Source organism: Falsiroseomonas sp. (assembly GCF_030695085.1).
In the GTDB taxonomy this organism is placed as follows: Bacteria; Pseudomonadota; Alphaproteobacteria; order Acetobacterales; family Acetobacteraceae; genus Falsiroseomonas.
Genome location: NZ_JAUYTS010000116.1, coordinates 40,917 through 60,241, shown reverse-complemented (window position 1 = coordinate 60,241; position 19,325 = coordinate 40,917). Strand labels below are relative to the sequence as shown.

Below are 19,325 nucleotides of genomic sequence, written 5' to 3'. Positions count from 1 at the left end.
ACCAGATGACTCCCAAGGCCGCCATCATCGGCATCGCCGGCACCAGCCTGTCGGCGGAGGAAGCGGCGCTGTTCCGGCAGCACCGCCCCGCCGGCGCCATCCTGTTCCGCCGCAATGTGGAAACCCCGAACCAGGTGGCCGCGCTGACGGCCGCCTTGCGGCATGAACTGGGGGCGGAGGCGCCGATCCTGGTGGACCAGGAAGGTGGCCGCGTCGCCCGGCTGCGCCCGCCGCATTGGCCCGACTTTCCCGCCGCCGCGCTGTTCGAGGATGCCCCCTCCATGGCGGCGGAGGCCAATGCCACGCTGCTCGGACTGGAATGCGCCGCGATCGGGCTGGATGTGGTCTGCGCCCCGGTGCTCGATCTGCGACTGCCCGGCGCGCATGACGTGATCGGCGACCGCGCCTTCTCCGCCCGCCCGGCGGAGGTGGCACGCCTTGGCGCCGCCTGGGTGCGCGGGCTGCAACAGGCCGGCTGCATCCCGGTGGTCAAGCACATCCCCGGCCATGGCCGGGCGGAGGTGGACAGCCACGAATCGCTGCCCCGCGTCACCGCGGACCGCGCCACGCTGGCGGCGGACCTCGAACCCTTCCGGGCGCTGGCGGCGCCCGATGGCGGGGTGGGGCTGTGGGCGATGACGGCGCATATCCTGTACGACGCGCTGGATGCGGCGCTTCCGGCGACGCTGTCGCCCGGCCTGATCCGCGATGTGATCCGCGGCGAGATCGGCTTCGACGGCGTGCTGGTCTCGGATGATCTGGCGATGGGGGCGATGGCGGGACTCGCGAACGACCTGGCCGGCGCCACCATGGCGGCCGGCTGCGACCTGGCGCTGCACTGCACCGGGGTGCTGGCGGAAACTGCCGCGCTGCTGGCGGCCTGCCCGGTCCTGTCCGATGACGCCGCGCGGCGGATGAATCGCGCGCGCAGCGAGATGCTCGCCAACCGCCGGGTGGTGGACCCCGATCTGCTGGCGCTGATCCGAGACCGGTTGCTCGCCACCCGATCCTATATGACCGGGCCGGCCTTCGCGTGATCGCCGACATCACGGCGATCGCCCTCGCCGCCATTCTCGCCATCACCCTGCATGAGGCGGCGCATGGCTTCGCCGCGCGCGCCTTGGGCGATGACACGGCCTATCTGCTCGGCCGGGTCAGCCTGAACCCGCTGCGGCATGTGGACCCTGTCGGCACTGTGCTGGTGCCCGGCATCCTGCTGGTAACCCAGCTTCTGACCATCGGGCGGGTGGAGGCGATGTTCGGCTGGGCCAAACCGGTGCCGGTGGATTTCTGGCGGCTGTACAATCCGCGCTGGGGCATGGTGCTGGTCGCCGCCGCCGGGCCGGCCATCAACTTCGCCCTCGCCATCGGCTTCGGCTTCGGCGCGCATCTGGTGACGGCCTCCGGCGGCGTGGTGCCGGATGCGGCGCTGGACTGGGTGCTGCAGTTCTTCGCCCTGTCGATGCTCTACAACGTGATTCTCGCCTGCTTCAACCTGCTGCCGATTCCGCCGCTGGATGGCGGGCGCATCCTGGTCGGCATCCTGCCGGCGCCGCTGGCCCGGGTGGTGGCGAGCACGGAGCGATTCGGGCTTCTCATCGTCATCGGGCTGATTTTCCTGGTACCCTACCTGGTGCCTGGATTCGACCCGCTGCGGATGCTGCTGCGGTCGGTGGCGCTGCCGGTGCTCCAGGCGATCTTTGCGTTGACCGGCCATGGAGGGGCGCTGTGACCGACCCGGTGCTGCATCTGCGTCTCGATGGCTATGAAGGCCCGCTGGACCTGCTGCTGGACCTGGCACGCGCCCAGAAGCTGGACCTCGCCGGCATCTCCATCGTGGCCCTGGTGGACCAGTATCTGGCGGTGATCGACCGGGCGCGCGGCATGCGGCTGGAATTGCAGGCCGAATGGCTGGTGATGGCCGCCTGGCTCGCCTGGCTGAAATCCCGCCTGCTGCTGCCGAAGGAGGAAGCGGGGCCGGAGGAAGACCCGGAAGCCCTGGCCCTGCGCCTGACCGACCGGCTGGCGGAGCTGGAGGCGATGCGCATCGGCGCCGCCTGGCTCGGCCAGCGGCCGCAGCTCGGCCGGGACGTGTTCGGCCGTGGCGCGCCGGAGAACCTGAAGGTCGAGGATCGTTCGGGTCTGCGCGCCGACCTCGCGGCGCTGTGCCAGGCCTATGTCGCCGGCCGCCGCCGGGCCATGGCCCTGCGCCCCTACCGCCCGAAGCCGCGCCGGCTGTGGAGCGTGCAGGACGCGCTGGCCCGGCTGACCCAGGTGCTGGGCGACCTGCCGAGCTGGGCGGTGCTGCAACGCTTCCTGCCGGAAGCCGGTGACCTGGATACGGTGGAACGCCGCGCCGCCCTGGCCAGCACGCTGATCGCCAGCCTGGAAATGGCGCGCGGCGGCAATCTCGATCTGCGCCAGGACCGCGCCTTCGGGCCCATTCTGCTGCGCAAGGCCGAACGCGCGGAGAAGGCGGATGATGTCCGCGCCGCCTGATGAAGACCAGCCCGGCGAGGAACTGCCCAAGGCCAGCCCGGAGCCCGCCGTCAGCGCCGCCGCGTTGCGGCTGGCCGAGGCGTTGCTGTTTGCCTCCGACCGCCCCGTTGCCCCGGCCCGCCTGCAGTCCCTGCTGGCGGAAGGGGAGGATGCGGCCGCGGTGCTGCGCGAATTGGGCTATGCGCTGGAGGGCCGCGGCGTGGTGCTGGTGGAAACCGGCGGCGGCTTCGTGCTGCGCACCGCGCCCGACCTCGCCGCCGCGCTGACCCGGGTGGTGGAGGTGCCGCGCCGCCTGCCGCGCGCGGCGATGGAGGCGCTGGCGGTGATCGCCTGGCACCAGCCCTGCACCCGCGCCGAGATCGAGGAAATTCGCGGCGCCAGCCTGGCCCAGGCGACGCTGGAGGCGCTGCTGGACCACGGCCTGGTGGCACCCCGTGGCCACAAGGAAGTGCCGGGCCGCCCGACGCTGTGGGGCACCACGCCGCGCTTCCTGGAACAATTCGGCCTGAAATCCCTGCGCGACCTGCCGCGGCGGGAGGAGCTGGTCAGCGGCGAGGCCGTGGCCCCGTTGCAAGCCACGCAACCCGGGGACAGCCCAGCCGGATGAGCATCCGATTCGAAGGCGTATCGCATCACTACCCGGAACGCGGGATGGTGCTGCGGCATCTGGATCTGGAGGTCGGGCCGGGCGAGATTCTTTGCCTGCTCGGCCCATCCGGCTGCGGCAAGACCACGCTGCTGCGCCTGGCCTCGGGGCTGGAGCCGTTGCAGCAGGGGCGCATCACGCTGGATGGGCAGCTCATCGCCGAGCCGGGGCGGGAAACCCCGCCCGAGGCGCGCGGAGTGGGCTTCGTCTTCCAGGACTACGCGCTGTTCCCGCATCTGACGGTGGAGGAGAATGTCGCCTTCGGCCTGCGCTTCGTGCCGCGCGGGCAGCGCAAGTGGCGGATCATGGATGCGCTGGCGCGCGTCGGGCTGGAAGCCTTCGCCAGTTCCTGGCCGCATATGCTCTCGGGCGGGCAGCAGCAGCGCGTGGCGCTGGCCCGCGCGCTGGCGCCACGCCCGGCCGTGCTGCTGCTGGACGAAGCCTTCGCCAGCCTGGATGCCCGCCTGCGTGAGCAGGTGCGCGACGATACGCTGCATGTGTTGCAGGAAGCCGGCATCGCCACGCTGATCGTGACCCATGATGCGGAGGAGGCGATGTTCATGGCCGACCGCATCGCATTGATGAATGCCGGGCGGATCGAACAGCTTGGCCCGCCTTCCGCCCTGTATCTCTCGCCGATGTCGCAATTCGTCGCCACCTTCCTGGGCGAGGTCAACCGCCTGCCCGGCATCATCCGCGACGGGCTGGCGGAAACCCCGATCGGCCCGGTGAAGCCGCGCGAACCGGCGCCGGCGGCCGAAGGTGGCGCGGTGGAGGTGCTGCTGCGGCCGGAAGGGCTGCGCCTGCTGCCGCCCGATTCGAATCTGGGCACCAGCGCGGAAGTCGAGGCCTGCCGCCTGCTGGGCGCCACCACGCTGGTGCATCTGGCGGTGGCGGACGGGCAGGGCGGGTTGCTGCATTTGCATGCAAGACTGCCGCCAGGGGCCTGGTTGAGCCGTGGGGACCGCGTGACGGTGGCGATGGACCCGGAACGGGCCTTCGTATTTCCACCGGAGGCTCCCTAGATAGCGTGGGTGGCGGCCACCGCCGGATTGGCGTGACGCGGCGATCCTGCTAACGGGACTGGCCCGCAGGCCGGCATGCCGCATGGCGTCGGGGATGAGGATTCATGCTGGGTCTCGATTGGACCGAACTCGCGTTGATCGCCGTGGTCGCTGTGGTCATCATTGGCCCCAAGGACCTGCCGGATGCCGTGCGCGGCATCGCCAAGGGCATCCAGAAGCTGCGTCGCATGGCCGGGGAGTTCCAGGGCCAGGTGGATGAGGTGGTGCGCGAGGCGAAGCTGGAAGACGTGCGCAACCAGATCAACGAAATCCGCAGCTTCAATGTGCGGGACATGGTCGAAAAGGAAATCGACAAGGACGGCTCGATCCGCAAGACCTTCACCGAGGACCCGATCGGCAATCCGCTGCGCGATGCCTTCTCGCCCTCGGCCGATATTCCGCCGCCGGTGCATGGGGCGGAGGTGACACCGCCGCCCGCCGAACCCGCGCCTGCCGCCGGCCCGCCGGCCCCGGCCTTCGTGCCGCCCGCCTTCATCCCGCCCGGCGCCATCCCGCCGCCCGCGCCCGTGGTGGCGAGCCCGGCCACTCCGCCGCCGGCCCCTGTTTCGGCGCCCGCATTCGTGCCGCCTTCCGGCACCTCCGCCTCCTGACATACGGATCCCCCCACCGTGCCGCGTGATCCGACCGACGAAATCAACGACAAGCCGATGCCCCTGGTCGAGCACCTCATGGAGCTGCGAACGCGGCTCATGTGGTCGGTCGGCGCCTTCATCATCGCCTTTGCGGTCTGCTATTACTTCTCCCGCCAGCTCTACGGCTTCCTCGCCGCGCCACTGGCGGACATCCTCCAGGCCCAGGGCATGGGCGAGCGCCGGATGATCTTCACGGCGCTGTATGAGGCCTTCTTCACCTACCTGAAGGTCGCCTTCTTCGGTGCCACCTTCTTCAGCTTCCCGATGTGGGCGACGCAGCTTTGGCTGTTCATCGCGCCCGGCCTCTACAAAAGCGAGAAAAGCGCGATCACCCCGTTCCTGGTGATCTCGCCCTTCCTGTTCGTGATGGGCGCGGCGCTGGCCTATTATTTCATCTTCCCGATGGCCTGGAGCTTCTTCATCAGCTTCGAAACGCCGGCCGATGCCGGCACGGTGGCCATCCAGCTGGAAGCCAAGGTCAGCGAGTATCTCTCGCTGGTCATGCACATGATCCTGGCCTTCGGCATCGCCTTCCAGCTGCCGGTGCTGCTGACCCTGCTGGCGCGCGTGGGCATCGTCTCGGTCGATGGGCTGCGGAAGGGGCGGCGCTACGCCATCGTCGGCATGTTCGTCGTCGCCGCCATCATCACGCCGCCGGACATCATCAGCCAGATCGGCCTCGCCGTACCGATGATCCTGCTCTACGAGATTTCGATCTGGGCGGCGGTCTGGATGGGGCGCAAGAAGAAGGGCGCGACGGAGACCTGAGTGGCCGGGGCTTGATTGACGGACCCGCCACTCTGGCTTAGCCGCTGAGCGCCACACCACGCGCTCAGGTCCAGTTCCATGCACGACATCAAGTCGGTTCGCGCCAACCCCGAAGCCTTCGACGCGGGCCTCGCCCGGCGGTCCCTGCCGCCCGCGGCGGCGGAGGCGCTGCGCCTCGATGATCTGCGGGTCGAGGCGGTGCGCCTGGTGCAGGCCGCGCAGACCACCCGCAACGAGCTGTCCCGTCAGATCGGTGCCGCCATGAAGGCCGGCGACGCAGCGCTGGCGGATCGCCTGAAGGCTGAGGTGAAGGCCGCCATGGACGCCGCCGCCGCGGCCACGCCGGAAGTGCATGAGGAGGCGCGCGACGCATTGCTGGCGGCCCTGCCGAACCTGCTGGCAGCCGATGTGCCGGAGGGTGCGGACGAATCGGCCAATGTCGTGCTGCACACCCAGGGCAGCCCGCGCGACTACCCCTTCACGCCGCGCCAGCATTTCGAGCTGGGCGAGGCCTTCGGCATGGATTTCGCCACCGCCGCCAAGCTCGCCGGCGCCCGCTTCACCATGCTGCGCGGTCCGCTGGCGCGGCTGGAACGCGCGCTTGGCCAGTGGATGCTGAACCTGCACGTCGATGAGCACGGCTATACCGAGGCCAGCGTGCCGCTGCTGGTGAACGACGCCACCATGTACGGCACTGGCCAACTGCCGAAATTCAAGGAAGACCTGTTCGCCACCACGGATGGTCGCTGGCTGATCCCGACGGCGGAGGTGCCGCTGACCAATATCGTGCGCGGCGACATCCTGGCCGAGCCGGCGCTGCCGATGCGGCTCGCCGCGCTGTCGCCCTGCTTCCGCTCGGAAGCGGGCTCCGCCGGGCGGGACACGCGCGGCATGCTGCGCCAGCACCAGTTCCCGAAGGTGGAGCTGGTCTCCATCACCTTGCCCGACCAGTCCGAGGCCGAGCATGAGCGGATGACGGCCTGCGCCGAGCGGGTGCTGACGGCGCTCGGCCTGGTCTGGCGGCGCATCGTGCTGGCCTCCGGCGATACCGGCTTCAGCGCCGCCAAAACCTACGATCTGGAAGTCTGGCTGCCCGGCCAGCAGGCCTGGCGCGAGATTTCCTCCTGCTCCAACTGCCGGGACTTCCAGGCGCGCCGCATGGATGCGCGGTTCCGGCCGGCGGGCGGCAAGGGGACCGAGTTCCTGCACACGCTGAACGGATCAGGCGTGGCCGTGGGCCGGGCCTTGATCGCGGTGCTGGAGACACACCAGGAGGAGGATGGCAGCATCGCCATCCCCGAGGTGCTGCGCCCCTATATGGGCGGGCAGAGCGTGCTCAGCCCCGCTACTGCCTGACGGTCTCGCTGTCTGGCCCGGCACCCTCGCGCGGCCGGGGCGCCATCTCGGCGCCGGTGCGGGAAGGCTGGACCTCCAGCGCCTGGCGTTCCCGCGAGACGCGCACCGCCAGCAGCGCCAGCTCCTGACGCTGCTGCGTCAGCCGGGCTTCCAGGGTTGCGACCTCGGCGCCGAGTTCCTGGCGCCGCCGCTCCATGGCCGCGACCTCGCTGCGTAGGGTCTCCGCCTGGTCGCGCAGCCTTGCCTGTTCCTGCCGCGCGCCGTCGGTGCCCTGGGTGATTTCCCGCAGGCGCGTGCCGGCGGCCTCGTTGGCACGATTGGCCTCGGCGAGGCGGGCCTCGGCCTGGGCCAGTTCCGTGCGGCGGGATTGCAGGTCGGTGCCGGCGGCCTGCGCCTCGGCGCGCGCGGTCTGCAGGCGGCGCTCCTCCGCCGCGGTGCCGCTGCGCAATTCGGCGAGGCGCCGTTCGGCAGCGCCGACCTCGTTGCGCAGCTCGGCGCTGCGGGCTTCCAGGCTGCGCAGGGTGGCGGCAGCTTCCTCCCGCGCCGTGCCCAACCGGTCGAGTTCGGCCTGCGCCTGCTCCACCTGCCCGCGGCGCTCGGCCAGCGCGGCCTCGGCGGTGGCCAGCGAATCCCGTAGCCCGGCGAGGCGGCGCTCGCGTTCGGTGACCGTGGTGTCCAGCTCCGCGACGCGCGTCTCCACCGTGCGAAGCCGCGCCGTGGTGTCGCGCTCCGCCTGGGTCACCTGGCCCAGCCGCTGCTCGGCCTCCGCCAGGGCGGCGCGGCGTTCGGTCAGGCTGCGCTCAGCCTCCTCGAGCGTGGCGCGCAGGCCAGTCAGGCGACGATCGGTTTCGCCGGTGACCTGCTGGCGTTCCGTCAGGGCCTGCTGCGCATTCGCGATGCTGCCACGCAGCGCTTCCAGCCGCTGCGCCTCCGCCGTCGCCTGCTCGCGCAGCTGCGCCAGCCGGCGGTCCTCGCCGCCGGCGGAGTCCCGCAGGCCCGCCAGGCGCCGCTCCTCCGCCTGCGCCTGTTCGCGCAGCGCGCCGAGGGCGCCTTCCGCGCGGGTCGATTCCTCGCGCAGCCCGGCCAGCCGGCGTTCCGCCTCACCCACCTGGTCGCGCAGTCCGGCAAGGCGCTGGTCGGCCGACTGACCCTGGTCGCGCAGACCGCCGAGCCGGCGTTCCTCCTCCGCCAGCCGGCCCCGGAGGCCGGCAAGGCGCTGGTCCTCGGCCTGCGCCTGCTGCGTCAGCCCACCAAGGCGACGCTCGGTCTCCGCCACCTGGTTGCGCAAGCCGGCGAGGCGCTGGTCCTCCGCCTGCGTCTGGCCGCGCAGGGTTCCGAGGCGACCCTCGGTTTCCGCAACCTGGCCGCGCAAGCCGGTGAGGCGCTGGTCGGCGGCCTGGCCGCCCTGGCGCAGCTCCGCCAGGCGGCGCTCCTCCGTCGTGGCCTGCTCGCGCAGGGTGGCGAGGCGTCGTTCGGACTGCTCTGCCTGGTCCTGCAGCGTGGCGAGCCGGCGCTCCTCGGCGCCGCGGCGCTCACCCAGCGAGGTGAGGCGGTTGTCCTGGGCGGCGGCCTGGTTGCGCAACTCCGCCAGGCGGCGCTCGGCGGCCTGGGCGTCGTTGCGCAGGCCGGCGAGGCGTGCCTCGGCTTCGGTCAACGAGGCCTGGGTCTGCGTGGTGGTCTGCTGCAATTCGCCGGAGCGGCCCTGGAGGCTGGCCAGCTGGCCCTCCTCCTGCGCCAGCTGGGCGCGCAGGCGGCGGGTCTCCTGCTCGGCGGCGGCGCGGCGGCGCTGGGCGCTGCCCAGGGCGCCATCGGCCTCGCGCAGGCGCTGTTCCAGGCTGGCGAGGTTGCCTGCGGCGGCGCGCTCCTGCGTCAGCGTCGCCTCGAGTTCCGAGACGCGCTGCCGCAGCGTGCCGCCGGTGGCCTGCGCGTTGGCCAGCGCCTGCTGGTTCGCGGTGACCTCTGCGCTGCGTTGCACGGTGTAGCCGCAGCCCGCCAGTGGCGCGAGGATCAGCGGCGCGAAGACATAGCTGGCAGGCCTTTGCCACTTCGAGAAAGGCCAGCGCGAAATGGACGGCATGAAGCACCCCGCTGCCATGATCGGCCGCCTTTTCGCGGCGCGCGCCCCCCTGGCGCCCGCGAATGGCAACCCGTCCTGGCCCTTCGGTCAACCTCCGAAGCGGCCAGGGGAATCATTGCGGGGTCACGTTTTGGATTGCCGCGGATCTCACTGCGCCAGGGTTGGCGCGCGGCGCTTTCGGCGCAAGAAACCTGCGCGGGGCGTTTCGCCTCAGCCGGGCCGGGCCTGGGGCCCGCGGCGCCGGCGCTCACTCGCCCACGGCGGCACCCTGCTCGGCCTGCCGGCGCGTGTTGGATTCGCTGAGCCAGACCAGCACCGTCCCGACGAACATCGCCGCTCCGGCGGCCCAGGCACCGTGCCGCGTGACGATGGCAAGCACCGTCACCAGGGATCCGATGGCGATCGCAGCCTTGGTGTTGCGGCCGACCAGGCCGAGGAAGGCCGTCAGCGGCCAGAGGATGATATCAAAGAAGCGGGACATGGGATCACATTCCTAGGGAAAGCCGCATGGAGCTTTCCGCCGGGATGGCGGCCTCGCAGGTGGCGCGCGCAGGGTCCTGCCGCAGCGCGCGAACCGCAAGGAAAGAATTCAACGCGACGGCGAATTCACCCCGGCGCCAGCCCGGGGCAACAATTCCGGGTCAGACCCCGGTCTTCACCCCGAGCCGGCCCGCCATGTCCTGCACGAATTGCCAGGCGACGCGGCCGGAGCGTGCGCCGCGCGTCACGCTCCACTCCACCGCGGCGCGGCGCAGTTCCTCCGGTGCGACGGGCAGGTTGAAGCTGCCGGCATAGCCCTCGACCATGGCGAAGAACGTGTCCTGGTCGCAATTGTGAAAGCCGATCCAGAGCCCGAAGCGGTCGGACAGCGAGACCTTCTCCTCCGTCGCCTCGGAGGGGTTGATGGCGGTGCTGCGCTCATTCTCGATCATGTCGCGCGGCATCAGGTGGCGGCGGTTGGAGGTGGCGTAGAACAGCACATGGGCCGGCCGGCCCTCGATGCCGCCATCCAGCACGGATTTCAGCGCCTTGTAGTCGGCATCCTCCCGCTCGAAGGACAGGTCGTCGCAGAACACCAGGCAGCGACGGTCGCCATTTCGCAGCACATTCAGCAGATCCGGCAGGGTGCGGACATCCTCGCGCTGGATCTCCACCAAAGCGAGCGAGCCGGGCAGTTCGGCATTGCACGCCGCATGGGCAGCCTTCACCAGGCTGGACTTGCCCATGCCGCGGGCGCCCCAGAGCATGGCGTTGTTGGCCGGCAGGCCGCGGGCGAAGCGTAGCGTATTCTCCAGGATCAGCGCCTTCTGCCGCTCCACCCCCTGCAGCAGCGTGATTCCCACGGCGGCGACCTTCGGCACCGGATCGAGGCGGGAGGGCGGGCCGGGGTGCCAGACGAAGGCATCCGCCGCCCCGAGATCGGGCCGCTGGGCGGCCGGCGGGGCCAGACGCTCCAGCGCCTCGGCGATCCGGGTGAGGGTGGGCAGCAGGGCGTGAGGCTCGGACAAGGACGTGGCACCCGGATCATGTATTGACGGAAAGGGGGCGGAAGCTAGGTTGCGGGCCGATGCCCCGCAAGCCCGGGGCCGACCCCACCAGGAAAGCCGGACCCCAACACATGTTCATTTCGCCCGCCTATGCCCAGGATGCCGGTGGCGGCACCGGCGCCGTTGTCATGCAGCTGCTGCCGCTGATCCTGATCTTCGCCGTCTTCTACTTCCTGCTGATCCGGCCGCAGCAGAAGAAGATGAAGGAACACCGCGCCATGCTCGGTGGCTTGAAGCGCAACGACAAGGTCATCACCGGCGGCGGCCTGGTCGGCACCGTGACCAAGGTGCGCGACGACAGCGACGAGGTGGAGGTGGAGCTGGCGCCGAATGTCCGCGTCACTGTGGTGCGCGGCACGATCGGCAGCGTTGTGAAGCCGCCGGCGCCCGCCAACGACGTGAAGAGCTGATATCCGACCTCGGCCGCTGGCGCCCGTTGGGGCGGTCACCCGCCTTCGGCGGGTGGTCTCCGGCCCCAGGCGCCGGCGCCCGCATCCGCGGGCCTGGCTTCGCGGCATAGGCCGCGGCGCCCGTTCGGGCGCTCACCCGCCTTTGACGGGTGCAGGTTGTGCCGGCTGGATCTGTTGCCGGCAGCAGGCATGAAAAAGGCGCCGGGGGTTTCCCCCTCGGCGCCTTCGTCATGTCCGGGTCGGACGTGTCAGGCCGTCTGGCCGGTGGTCAGGCCGCCCTTGTCCATCAGGCCGGCGACCACTTCCCAATCGACCAGCTTGTTCAGGAAGTTTTCCAGGTAGTTCGGGCGGACGTTGCGGAAATCCAGGTAGTAGGCGTGTTCCCACACGTCGCAGCCGAGGATCGGCGTGCCTTCGCCGGTCGAGACCGGGTTGGCGCCGTTCGGGGTCTTCGTCACCTTCAGCTTGCCGTCGGTGCCGATGATCAGCCAGGCCCAGCCGCTGCCGAACTGGCTCACGCCCGCCTGCTTGAAGGCGTCCTTGAAGGCCTGCAGGCCGCCGAGGTCGCTGTCGATCTTCGCCGCCAGGTTGCCCGGCAGCTTGTCGCCGCCGCCCTTGGGCGACATCACCTGCCAGAACAGCGCGTGGTTCCAATGCTGGCCGGCCTGGTTCAGCACCGGCAGGCCATCGGCGCCGGCCTTGCCGGCCTCGGCCACGATCGTCTCCAGCGACTTGCCGGCGAGGCCCTTGGACTCGATCAGGCCGTTCAGCGCTGTGACATAGGCGTTGTGGTGCTTGCCGTGGTGGAGTTCCAGCGTCTCCTGGCACATGCCCTGGGCGGCGAGCGCGGAGGTGGAATAGGGCAGGGGCGGCAGGGTGAAGGGCATGGGGTCTCTCCCGTTTGGGGGCTTTGGCCAGCTTGCGGGGTGGTCCCCGCGAATGGGGCCCCGCGACCGGGGAATGACCTAGGCGTGGCCTCGGGAAGCGTCAACCGCACTTGCGGCCCGCGCCGCCGACCGTCATCTGGCGGCATGGCCGAACCCCCGCTTTCGCCGCTCGGCGCCTTCGTGCGCCAGCATGACCCGGACCGCTACCTGGCCGCGATCTTCGCGCCGCCGGCGAAGCGGGAGGCGTTGTTCGCGCTGATCGCCTTCAACCACGAACTGGCCCGCGCGCGGGAGGTGGCGACCAGCCAGATCGCCACGCTGATTCGCCTGCAATGGTGGCGCGACGCGGTGGCGGAGGCTGCGGAAGGCCGCCCGGCGCGGCGGCATGAGGTGGCCGGGCCGCTGCACGCGGCCATCACCGAAGGCGCGCTGGATGCCGCCGCACTGGCCGCGCTGGTCGATGCCAGGGAAGCGGAGGCGGAGCCGGAGGGTATTCCGACGCGGGAGGCTTTCGGCGCCTATCTGCGGGCCGGCGCGGGGGGGCTGGCGGTGGCGGCCGCGCGGCTGCTGGGTGCGCCGGATGCGGCGCTGCCCGCGGTGCAGCGGCTGGGCGCGCTGCACGGCCTGGCCGGCGTGCTCCGCAGCATTCCCGCCCATGCCGCCCAGGGCCGCTGCCTGCTGCCGCAGGATGCGCTGGCGGAGGCCGGGCTGACGGCGGAGGCCGTGATCGCCGAGCCCGCCACGGCCGAGCCGCTGCGCCGCGCGCTGGCGGAAGAAGGCGGTGTGACCCTGGCCAAGGCGGAGGCGGTGCCGCGAGTGGCGCTGCCCGCCGTGCTGCCGGTGGTGCTGGCCAGGCGGGACCTGGCGCGGCTGGCCGCCGGGCGGGCCGTGCCGCATCCGCGCGGCGTGGGTGACCGCGCCGCGCTGGTCTGGGCCGGGCTGCGCGGCCGGCTCGGGTAGTCGATACGCCTGCCACATGGCAGGTTGCGATGCCCAACGGATCCGCCCATGCCCGACCTGCCCGAGATCATCCTGTTCCAGACGGCGGACCAGGACCGATATTTTCCGATGCTGATGGCCACCCTGCCGGCCAACCGCGCCTTCTGCCTGCGGCATGGCATCCGCATGGAGGTGTTCATCGGCGTGCGGCGCGGCTTCCACCCCTGGCAGGCCACGTACAACCGGCTGGACTTCCTGGCTGACCGGCTGGCGGAAGGGTATCGCGGCTGGGTGATGCATCTGGATGCCGATGCCTTCATCGCCGATCCACGCTTCGATCTGGCAGGCTACCTGGCCAGCCAGTCCGGCAAGGCGATGATCCACCCGCCCGGCTCCGGGCAGGCGCCATGGGACATCAATGCTGGCGTCTTCCTGTGGGATCTGGGTCGGGAGGCAGCGCGGGAGGCGGCGCGGCGTTGGATTGCGGCCTATGCCGCCATCCCGGATGAAGCGTTGCGCGCCGCTGCGCTGTGGAACCAGATTGAAAACGACCAGAGCATGCTGCAACGCCTGCTGCGGGAGGACCCGGCCCTGCTGGCCGCGGTGCACATCGAATCGGACGCGCTGATCGGATACCAGCAATCCCGCTTCATCAAGCAATACGTCACCAACGACCAGCACAGCCTGGCGCAACGGACGGAGCGCATTGCCCAGGCGGTGGCGCGTCTGGCGCCCCGCCCGGCCACCGGCCCGGAGGATCTGCGCCAGGCCGCCGCCCTGCTGCGTGCCGCGGCGCCGGAGACGCTGCAACAGGCGCTGCCGAAGCCGGAGGCCGCGCAGCTTGCCGTGGCGATGGCGGAGCTGCTGCGCGGCTGAGGCGGCGTCAGGCCCGCTTGCGCTTCTTCGCCACGATCGGCGCCTGCACCTCGCCCTCGCGCGCCAGGATCGGGCCGAGGAAGCGGCCGGTGTGGCTTTCCTTCTCCGCCGCCACCTGTTCCGGCGTGCCCTGCGCCACGATGCGCCCGCCGCCCTCGCCACCCTCCGGGCCGAGGTCGAGCACCCAATCGGCGGTCTTGATGACTTCCAGATTGTGCTCGATCACCACCACGGTGTTGCCCTGCGCGACCAGCGTGTGCAGCACTTCCAGCAGTTTGCGCACATCCTCGAAATGCAGGCCGGTGGTTGGTTCATCGAGGATATACAGCGTGCGGCCGGTGGCACGGCGCGACAGCTCCTTGGACAGTTTGATCCGCTGCGCCTCACCGCCTGAGAGCGTGGTGGCCTGCTGGCCAAGATGGATGTAGCCGAGGCCGACATCGCGCAGCACCACCAGCTTGTCGCGGATGGCGGGCACGGCGGAGAAGAATTCCGCGCCTTCGTCCACGGTCATGTCCAGCACATCGGCGATGGACTTGCCGCGGAATTTCACCTCCAGCGTCTCGCGGTTGTAGCGCTTGCCCTTGCAGGTGTCGCAGGTGACGTAGACGTCCGGCAGGAAGTGCATCTCGATCTTCAGCACGCCATCGCCCTGGCAGGCCTCGCAGCGGCCGCCCTTGACGTTGAAGCTGAAGCGGCCGGGCGCGTAGCCGCGGGCGCGAGAATCCGGAAGCTCGGAGAACCAGTCGCGGATCGGGGCGAACAGGCCGGTATAGGTGGCGGGGTTCGATCGCGGCGTGCGGCCAATCGGCGACTGGTCGATGTCGATGATCTTGTCGAGGTGTTCGAGACCCTCCAGCCGTTCATGCGGGGCAGGGACCTCGCCGCTGCCCATCAGGCGGCGGGAGGCGGCCTTGAACAGCGTCTCGATGATCAGGGTGGATTTGCCACCGCCGGAGACGCCGGCGATGCAGCAGAAGGTGCCGAGCGGGATCTCGGCCGTCACGTCCTTCAGGTTGTTGCCGCGCGCCCCCACCACGCGGATCATCCGCTTCGGGTCGATCGGCCGCCGCGTCGCCGGCATCGGGATGCGGCGCGCGCCGGACAAATACTGGCCGGTGATGCTGTTGGGGTTCGCCTCCACCTCCGCCGGCGTGCCCTGGGCGATGATGCGGCCGCCGCCCTTGCCGGCGGCGGGGCCGATATCGATCAGGTGGTCGGCGCTGCGGATCGCGTCCTCATCATGTTCAACCACCAGCACCGTGTTGCCGATGTCGCGCAGGCGGCGCAGCGTTTTCAGCAGGCGTTCATTGTCCCGCTGGTGCAGGCCGATGCTCGGCTCATCCAGCACATACAGCACGCCGGTCAGCCCGCTGCCGATCTGCGAGGCCAGCCGGATGCGCTGCGATTCGCCGCCTGACAGCGTGGCGGAGGACCGGCCGAGGCTGAGGTAGTCCAGCCCCACATCGACCAGGAACTGCAGCCGTTCCTCGATTTCCCGCAGGATGCGGCGGGCGATTTCCTGGCGTTGCGTCGTCAGCGTCGGCATCACGCCCGCGAACCATTTGCGGGCCTTGATGATCGAGAGGTCGTTGACCATGCCGATATGCTCGCCGGCGATCTTCACCGAGAGCGATTCGGGCTTCAGCCGGTGCCCGCTGCAGACCGGGCAGGCGCGGGAGGCCTGGTAGCGGGACAGATCCTCTCGCACCCAGGGGTTGTCGGTCTCGCGGTAGCGGCGTTCGAGGTTGGGGATGACGCCCTCGAACGCCTTCTTCACGTCATAGGCGCGCAGGCCGTCCTTGTATTTCAGCGTGATGACCTCCGGCCCCGTGCCGTGCATCACCGCCTGGCGGAAAGCCTTGGTCAGGTCGCCCCATTGCGTGGTCATGGAGACCTTGAAGTGCCGCGCCAGGCTTTCCAGCGTCTGGTCGTAATAGGGGGACTGCGCCCCCGCCCAGGGCTGCACCGCGCCATCCTTCAAGGACTTGGTGTCATCCGGCACCACCAGCTGCGGGTCGAAGAAGCTTTGCGTGCCGAGGCCATCACAGGCCGGGCAGGCGCCCTGTGGGGAGTTGAAGGAGAACAGCCGCGGCTCGATCTCCTCGATGGTGAAGCCGGAGACCGGGCAGGCGAATTTCTGTGAAAAGACGGTGCGTTCGCCGCCATCGGCGGGTTCGGCATAGGCTACGCCATCGGCCAGGCCGAGCGCGGTCTCCAGGCTGTCCGCCAGCCGGGCCTCGATGCCTTCGCGGACCACGATGCGGTCCACCACCACCTCGATGTCGTATTTCAGTTTCTTGTTCAGCGCCGGCACCTCGCCGACCTGGTGCAGTACGCCGTTGACTTTCACCCGCTCAAACCCGCGGCGCTGGAACTCAAGAAAATCCTTCTTGAACTCGCCCTTCTTGCCCTTCGCCACCGGCGCCAGCAGCAGCAGGCGCGTGCCTTCCGGCATGGCCATGATGCGATCGACCATCTGGCTGACCGTCTGTGCCTCGATCGGCAGGCCGGTGGCCGGCGAATAAGGCACGCCCACGCGCGCCCAGAGCAGGCGCATGTAGTCGTGGATTTCCGTCACCGTGCCGACGGTGGAGCGCGGATTGTGGCTGGTGGTCTTCTGTTCGATGGAAATCGCCGGGGACAGGCCCTCGATGCTGTCCACATCCGGCTTCTGCATCAGCTGCAGGAACTGCCGCGCATAGGCAGAGAGCGACTCGACGTAGCGCCGCTGCCCCTCCGCATAGATCGTGTCGAAGGCCAACGAGGATTTGCCGGACCCCGAAAGGCCGGTCACCACCGTCAGCGTGTCCCGCGGAATATCGATGTCGATGTTCTTGAGGTTGTGCTCCCGCGCGCCGCGGACGCGGATTTGGCCGCTCATGAAGGATCCACCGATTTGGAGGGGACGCCCGCCCCGAAATCCGGGCTGGCGTTCGCTATGTGTTCTGGTTAATCTGCCACGATATAGGTGGGTCGGGAAGTGGTTTTGCGAGGTGCCGCCAGCGCAGCCCTGCTGCGACTGGCAGGAGGATCACCTTCGGGCTAGCTTCCGCGGTCGAGATTGAGGGAATGCGGCCATGGCCGGTGTGAACAAGGTGATCCTCGTGGGGCGGCTCGGCCGCGACCCGGAAATCCGCAACTTCCAGAATGGCGGCCGGGTGGTAAATCTCCGCCTGGCCACCTCGGAACGCTTCAAGGACCGCGAGGGCAACCAGCAGGAGCGGACCGAGTGGCACTCGGTGGCGATCTTCAATGAGAAGCTGGGCGAGATTGCCGAGAAGTACCTGAAGAAGGGCTCCGAGGTGTATGTCGAGGGCCAGCTTGAGACCCGCAAATGGCAGGACCAGGCGGGGGCTGACCGCTATTCGACGGAAATCGTGCTGCGCCAGTTCCGCGGCGAGATCGCCCTGCTCGGTGGCCGCGCCGGCGGTGCCGCCGACCCGGGGGATGGCGACTCGGGTAGCAGCTATGGCGGCGCCGGCGGCGGCAGGTCTTCCGCCCCGGCTCGGTCGGGCGGCGGCGGTTGGGACAATAGCGGCGGCGGCGGCGCGCGTTCCGGGGGCGGCGGCGGCGGTCGCAGCCCCCCGGCCAAGGGTGGCAGCGACCTGGACGACGATATCCCGTTCTGAGTCTTAATTTCGGTTAAGACGCCCAGGATCGGGACCGGTCCAGGGCGAATCCCGCCTAGTTTTACCTTGATGCATTAGAAGCTCACGCTTAAGTCAACAGGTGTGAGCGATGCACCGGCGAATCCCCGCGCGACCCCGATCGAGATCATCCGTCGGCGTGTGCGTCTGGCCTATGATGCCGCGGCAGCGCGGGCCTGGACCCGCCTGCCAAGGGTCTCGGAAGATGGGCTGAACGCCATCTCCTTCCTGTTTCCGGTCGGCGAGGCGTTCTTCTGCCGCTCCGTCGCGTATTACCGGGGGCGGATCACCGACCCCGCTTTGCGCGAGGCGGCGGACCAGTTCATCCACCAGGAGGCCAACCACTCCCGCGAACACGCCCGTTCCAACGCGGCGCTGCGGGAGGCGAATGTGCTGGGGGCAGAGCTGGAGACGGTGGCCCGCATCATGCTCGGCATCGCCAAGACCATCTGGCCGCGCGCCACCCAGCTTTCCATCACCTGCGCGCTGGAGCATTTCACCGCCATCCTGGCGTCCCTGCTGCTGCGGAAGCGGCTGCTCTACAGGGAGGGTACCGACCCGGCCTTCGCCAATCTGTGGCTCTGGCATGCGGCGGAGGAGATCGAGCACAAGGCCGTGTGCTTCGATGTGTATGAGCATGTTTTTGGCCGCGGCTTCTGGGCCTGGATGCACCGGATCTTTGGCCTGGTCGTGGTGACCGTCACGGGCGCGATCGGGTTGATGATCGCCTTCTCCGTGATGCGGGTGAAGCTGTTCTTCCGGCCCCGCCGTGCGGTGAAGTCGGCGGAGGGGGGTGCTTCGCCCTCCGGTCCCAGCCTCCGCAACCTGTTCGGCACGCCTCCGGTCTCCGCCTACACCGCCTATTTCCGCCGCGATTTCCATCCCTGGGACGAGGATGACCGGGATCTGCTGGAAGCCTGGAAGCAGGAACATCCGGGCTTCGGCCTGCCGGATCACCACCACCATCGGGCGCCGGCCTAAAAACGCCCTTCAGACCCGGTCGAAGCGCAGTAGGCTGTAGCGCAGCAGGCCACGGCGACCGACCCAGTCCAGCATGCCGAGCCCGCTGCGCGCCAGGCTCTGGCCAAAGCCGCGCCGCGTGCCGCGGGCCAGCATCCGGCCGAGAAAGGCATAGGTCGGCAGGGTGTGGCGCGTGATGTCGCGCAAGGTGGTCACCGGCAGGCCGGCCTGCGCCGCAAGTTGGCGGTAGCGGGCCGCGGAGCAGGTGACGTCGCAGGCGCCGAACAGGTTCAGCCGCTCCAGCGCCGGCCAGCGCGCCATCCGCGCCATCGGCACCCAGACCGTGGCGGGCACGAAATCCGAGATCACCAGCGCACCACCCGGCCGCAGCACCCGCCGCACCTCCGCCAGGAAGGCGGCGCGGGAAGGGAAGTGGAAGATGCACTCCACCGCCAGCACGCGGTCGAAGCTGGCATCGGCGAAGGGCAGGGTGCAGGCATCGCCGGCGACGAAGCGCAGGAAGCTGCCGGGGCGGGGCTGGGCAAGCTGTCGGGCGCGCTGCAACTGGCGCGGGTCGATGTTCAATCCGGTGAGGTCCAGCCCCTCGACCCGGTCCTGCAGGCAGGCCAGGGTGCCACCGAAGCCGCAGCCGGCATCCAGCACCCGCATCCCGGGGGTGATCCCGGCCAGGTCCAGTAATTCCAGGCTTAGGCGCTCCGCCGCCTCTGCGTAATCCTCCGGCCGGTCGGGCTCGGCGATGCCGGGGTCGGGCCAGTAGCCCCAATGGATGTGCCGGCCGAAGCTCTGCTCCAGCGCGGCATTGCCGCGGGCGAGCTGTGCCAGGAGCTGGTCGATATAGGGCAGCGTCACTGGCGTCCGGACCCGATCTGCCACATGCGACTCCCGCCTCCTTGCCCGGCCATCGCCGGGATATTACGCAAAGCGGCGCCTGGCGCGAAACGTAACGGCGCTTGCGGGCACTGAATCGGCCTT

The 19,325-nt window shown here is 69.9% G+C and carries 19 protein-coding genes; 13 read left to right on the top strand and 6 right to left on the bottom strand.

Translation table 11 applies throughout. From position 1 onward, the window contains the following. The first annotated feature begins 5 nt into the window (after positions 1–5). From nagZ to serS, 8 genes are all read left to right on the top strand, one after another. Positions 6–1,037, top strand: coding sequence for a beta-N-acetylhexosaminidase (nagZ, locus tag Q8S40_RS12885; RefSeq protein WP_305670721.1), 1,032 nt, complete (start codon positions 6–8; stop codon positions 1,035–1,037). After that, positions 1,034–1,732 (top strand): site-2 protease family protein, encoded by a 699-nt coding sequence (locus Q8S40_RS12880; protein WP_305670720.1) that lies wholly within the window; start codon positions 1,034–1,036, stop codon positions 1,730–1,732. The genes nagZ and Q8S40_RS12880 overlap by 4 nt, the downstream gene beginning before the upstream one ends. Further along, a complete protein-coding gene (locus tag Q8S40_RS12875) occupies positions 1,729–2,499 on the top strand; it encodes a ScpA family protein (protein WP_304814532.1) in 771 nt (256 codons plus the stop codon). The genes Q8S40_RS12880 and Q8S40_RS12875 overlap by 4 nt, the downstream gene beginning before the upstream one ends. Next, positions 2,483–3,106 carry an SMC-Scp complex subunit ScpB gene (gene scpB / locus Q8S40_RS12870; protein ID WP_305670719.1) on the top strand — a complete coding sequence of 208 codons (624 nt, stop codon included), beginning with the start codon at positions 2,483–2,485 and terminating at the stop codon, positions 3,104–3,106. Before Q8S40_RS12875 ends, scpB begins: the two co-directional genes overlap by 17 nt. Next, the gene (locus tag Q8S40_RS12865; protein ID WP_305670718.1) at positions 3,103–4,170 is read left to right on the top strand and encodes an ABC transporter ATP-binding protein; all 1,068 of its coding nucleotides are present in this window, start codon (positions 3,103–3,105) and stop codon (positions 4,168–4,170) included. Before scpB ends, Q8S40_RS12865 begins: the two co-directional genes overlap by 4 nt. 104 nt (positions 4,171–4,274) lie before the next feature. Beyond that, positions 4,275–4,820, top strand: coding sequence for a Sec-independent protein translocase protein TatB (gene tatB / locus Q8S40_RS12860; protein WP_304815759.1), 546 nt, complete (start codon positions 4,275–4,277; stop codon positions 4,818–4,820). Positions 4,821–4,838: 18 nt separating this feature from the next. Beyond that, complete coding sequence (gene tatC, locus Q8S40_RS12855; protein WP_304815758.1) at positions 4,839–5,630, top strand: twin-arginine translocase subunit TatC; 792 nt, start codon at positions 4,839–4,841, stop codon at positions 5,628–5,630. Positions 5,631–5,708: 78 nt separating this feature from the next. Next, the gene (gene serS, locus Q8S40_RS12850) at positions 5,709–6,986 is read left to right on the top strand and encodes a serine--tRNA ligase (RefSeq protein WP_305670717.1); all 1,278 of its coding nucleotides are present in this window, start codon (positions 5,709–5,711) and stop codon (positions 6,984–6,986) included. On the opposite strand, the gene Q8S40_RS12845 is transcribed toward serS, so the two are convergent. The 3 genes from Q8S40_RS12845 to Q8S40_RS12835 form a co-directional block, all read right to left on the bottom strand. After that, complete coding sequence (locus Q8S40_RS12845; RefSeq protein WP_305670716.1) at positions 6,976–9,063, bottom strand: hypothetical protein; 2,088 nt, start codon at positions 9,061–9,063, stop codon at positions 6,976–6,978. The two genes, serS and Q8S40_RS12845, sit on opposite strands and share 11 nt — an antisense overlap. Before the next feature lie 247 nt (positions 9,064–9,310). After that, positions 9,311–9,544 carry a hypothetical protein gene (locus Q8S40_RS12840; RefSeq protein WP_305670715.1) on the bottom strand — a complete coding sequence of 78 codons (234 nt, stop codon included), beginning with the start codon at positions 9,542–9,544 and terminating at the stop codon, positions 9,311–9,313. A 160-nt stretch (positions 9,545–9,704) separates the two neighbouring features. Further along, a complete protein-coding gene (locus Q8S40_RS12835; RefSeq protein WP_304815751.1) occupies positions 9,705–10,571 on the bottom strand; it encodes an ATP-binding protein in 867 nt (288 codons plus the stop codon). 110 nt (positions 10,572–10,681) lie between these two features. On the opposite strand from Q8S40_RS12835, the gene yajC reads away from it, so the two are divergent. Next, on the top strand, positions 10,682–11,020 hold the full coding sequence (yajC, locus tag Q8S40_RS12830) for a preprotein translocase subunit YajC (RefSeq protein ID WP_305670714.1): 339 nt from the start codon (positions 10,682–10,684) through the stop codon (positions 11,018–11,020). A gap of 248 nt (positions 11,021–11,268) precedes the next feature. On the opposite strand, the gene Q8S40_RS12825 is transcribed toward yajC, so the two are convergent. Beyond that, entirely contained in the window at positions 11,269–11,907 is a 639-nt protein-coding gene (locus Q8S40_RS12825; RefSeq protein WP_304815748.1) for a superoxide dismutase, read from the bottom strand. A gap of 144 nt (positions 11,908–12,051) precedes the next feature. Here Q8S40_RS12825 and Q8S40_RS12820 point away from each other — a divergent pair, with 144 nt between their 5' ends. Further along, the gene (locus Q8S40_RS12820) at positions 12,052–12,867 is read left to right on the top strand and encodes a squalene/phytoene synthase family protein (protein ID WP_305670713.1); all 816 of its coding nucleotides are present in this window, start codon (positions 12,052–12,054) and stop codon (positions 12,865–12,867) included. Positions 12,868–12,915: 48 nt separating this feature from the next. Further along, a complete protein-coding gene (locus tag Q8S40_RS12815; protein ID WP_305670712.1) occupies positions 12,916–13,722 on the top strand; it encodes a hypothetical protein in 807 nt (268 codons plus the stop codon). 7 nt (positions 13,723–13,729) lie between these two features. Here Q8S40_RS12815 and uvrA read toward each other — a convergent pair whose 3' ends face one another. Further along, complete coding sequence (uvrA, locus tag Q8S40_RS12810; RefSeq protein WP_305670711.1) at positions 13,730–16,606, bottom strand: excinuclease ABC subunit UvrA; 2,877 nt, start codon at positions 16,604–16,606, stop codon at positions 13,730–13,732. 196 nt (positions 16,607–16,802) lie between these two features. Here uvrA and ssb point away from each other — a divergent pair, with 196 nt between their 5' ends. Both ssb and Q8S40_RS12800 read left to right on the top strand, forming a co-directional pair. Continuing rightward, positions 16,803–17,354 carry a single-stranded DNA-binding protein gene (ssb, locus tag Q8S40_RS12805; RefSeq protein ID WP_305670710.1) on the top strand — a complete coding sequence of 184 codons (552 nt, stop codon included), beginning with the start codon at positions 16,803–16,805 and terminating at the stop codon, positions 17,352–17,354. A gap of 102 nt (positions 17,355–17,456) precedes the next feature. Further along, positions 17,457–18,353, top strand: a complete 897-nt coding sequence (locus Q8S40_RS12800) for a metal-dependent hydrolase (protein WP_305670709.1) — start codon at positions 17,457–17,459, stop codon at positions 18,351–18,353. A gap of 9 nt (positions 18,354–18,362) precedes the next feature. Here the strand turns inward: Q8S40_RS12800 and Q8S40_RS12795 are convergent, their stop codons facing one another. Next, positions 18,363–19,226, bottom strand: coding sequence for a class I SAM-dependent methyltransferase (locus Q8S40_RS12795; protein WP_305670708.1), 864 nt, complete (start codon positions 19,224–19,226; stop codon positions 18,363–18,365). Positions 19,227–19,325 lie beyond the last annotated feature (99 nt).

What these genes read in the sequence shown, in the direction of transcription:
- nagZ (WP_305670721.1), top strand. Translation starts at nt 6, where the DNA reads ATGACTCCCAAGGCCGCCATCATCGGCATCGCCGGCACCAGCCTGTCG.
- Q8S40_RS12815 (WP_305670712.1), top strand. Translation starts at nt 12,916, where the DNA reads ATGCCCGACCTGCCCGAGATCATCCTGTTCCAGACGGCGGACCAGGAC.
- Q8S40_RS12865 (WP_305670718.1), top strand. Translation starts at nt 3,103, where the DNA reads ATGAGCATCCGATTCGAAGGCGTATCGCATCACTACCCGGAACGCGGG.
- Q8S40_RS12845 (WP_305670716.1), bottom strand. Translation starts at nt 9,063, where the DNA reads ATGCCGTCCATTTCGCGCTGGCCTTTCTCGAAGTGGCAAAGGCCTGCC.
- yajC (WP_305670714.1), top strand. Translation starts at nt 10,682, where the DNA reads ATGTTCATTTCGCCCGCCTATGCCCAGGATGCCGGTGGCGGCACCGGC.
- serS (WP_305670717.1), top strand. Translation starts at nt 5,709, where the DNA reads ATGCACGACATCAAGTCGGTTCGCGCCAACCCCGAAGCCTTCGACGCG.
- ssb (WP_305670710.1), top strand. Translation starts at nt 16,803, where the DNA reads ATGGCCGGTGTGAACAAGGTGATCCTCGTGGGGCGGCTCGGCCGCGAC.
- Q8S40_RS12825 (WP_304815748.1), bottom strand. Translation starts at nt 11,907, where the DNA reads ATGCCCTTCACCCTGCCGCCCCTGCCCTATTCCACCTCCGCGCTCGCC.
- scpB (WP_305670719.1), top strand. Translation starts at nt 2,483, where the DNA reads ATGTCCGCGCCGCCTGATGAAGACCAGCCCGGCGAGGAACTGCCCAAG.
- tatB (WP_304815759.1), top strand. Translation starts at nt 4,275, where the DNA reads ATGCTGGGTCTCGATTGGACCGAACTCGCGTTGATCGCCGTGGTCGCT.
- uvrA (WP_305670711.1), bottom strand. Translation starts at nt 16,606, where the DNA reads ATGAGCGGCCAAATCCGCGTCCGCGGCGCGCGGGAGCACAACCTCAAG.
- Q8S40_RS12820 (WP_305670713.1), top strand. Translation starts at nt 12,052, where the DNA reads ATGGCCGAACCCCCGCTTTCGCCGCTCGGCGCCTTCGTGCGCCAGCAT.
- Q8S40_RS12840 (WP_305670715.1), bottom strand. Translation starts at nt 9,544, where the DNA reads ATGTCCCGCTTCTTTGATATCATCCTCTGGCCGCTGACGGCCTTCCTC.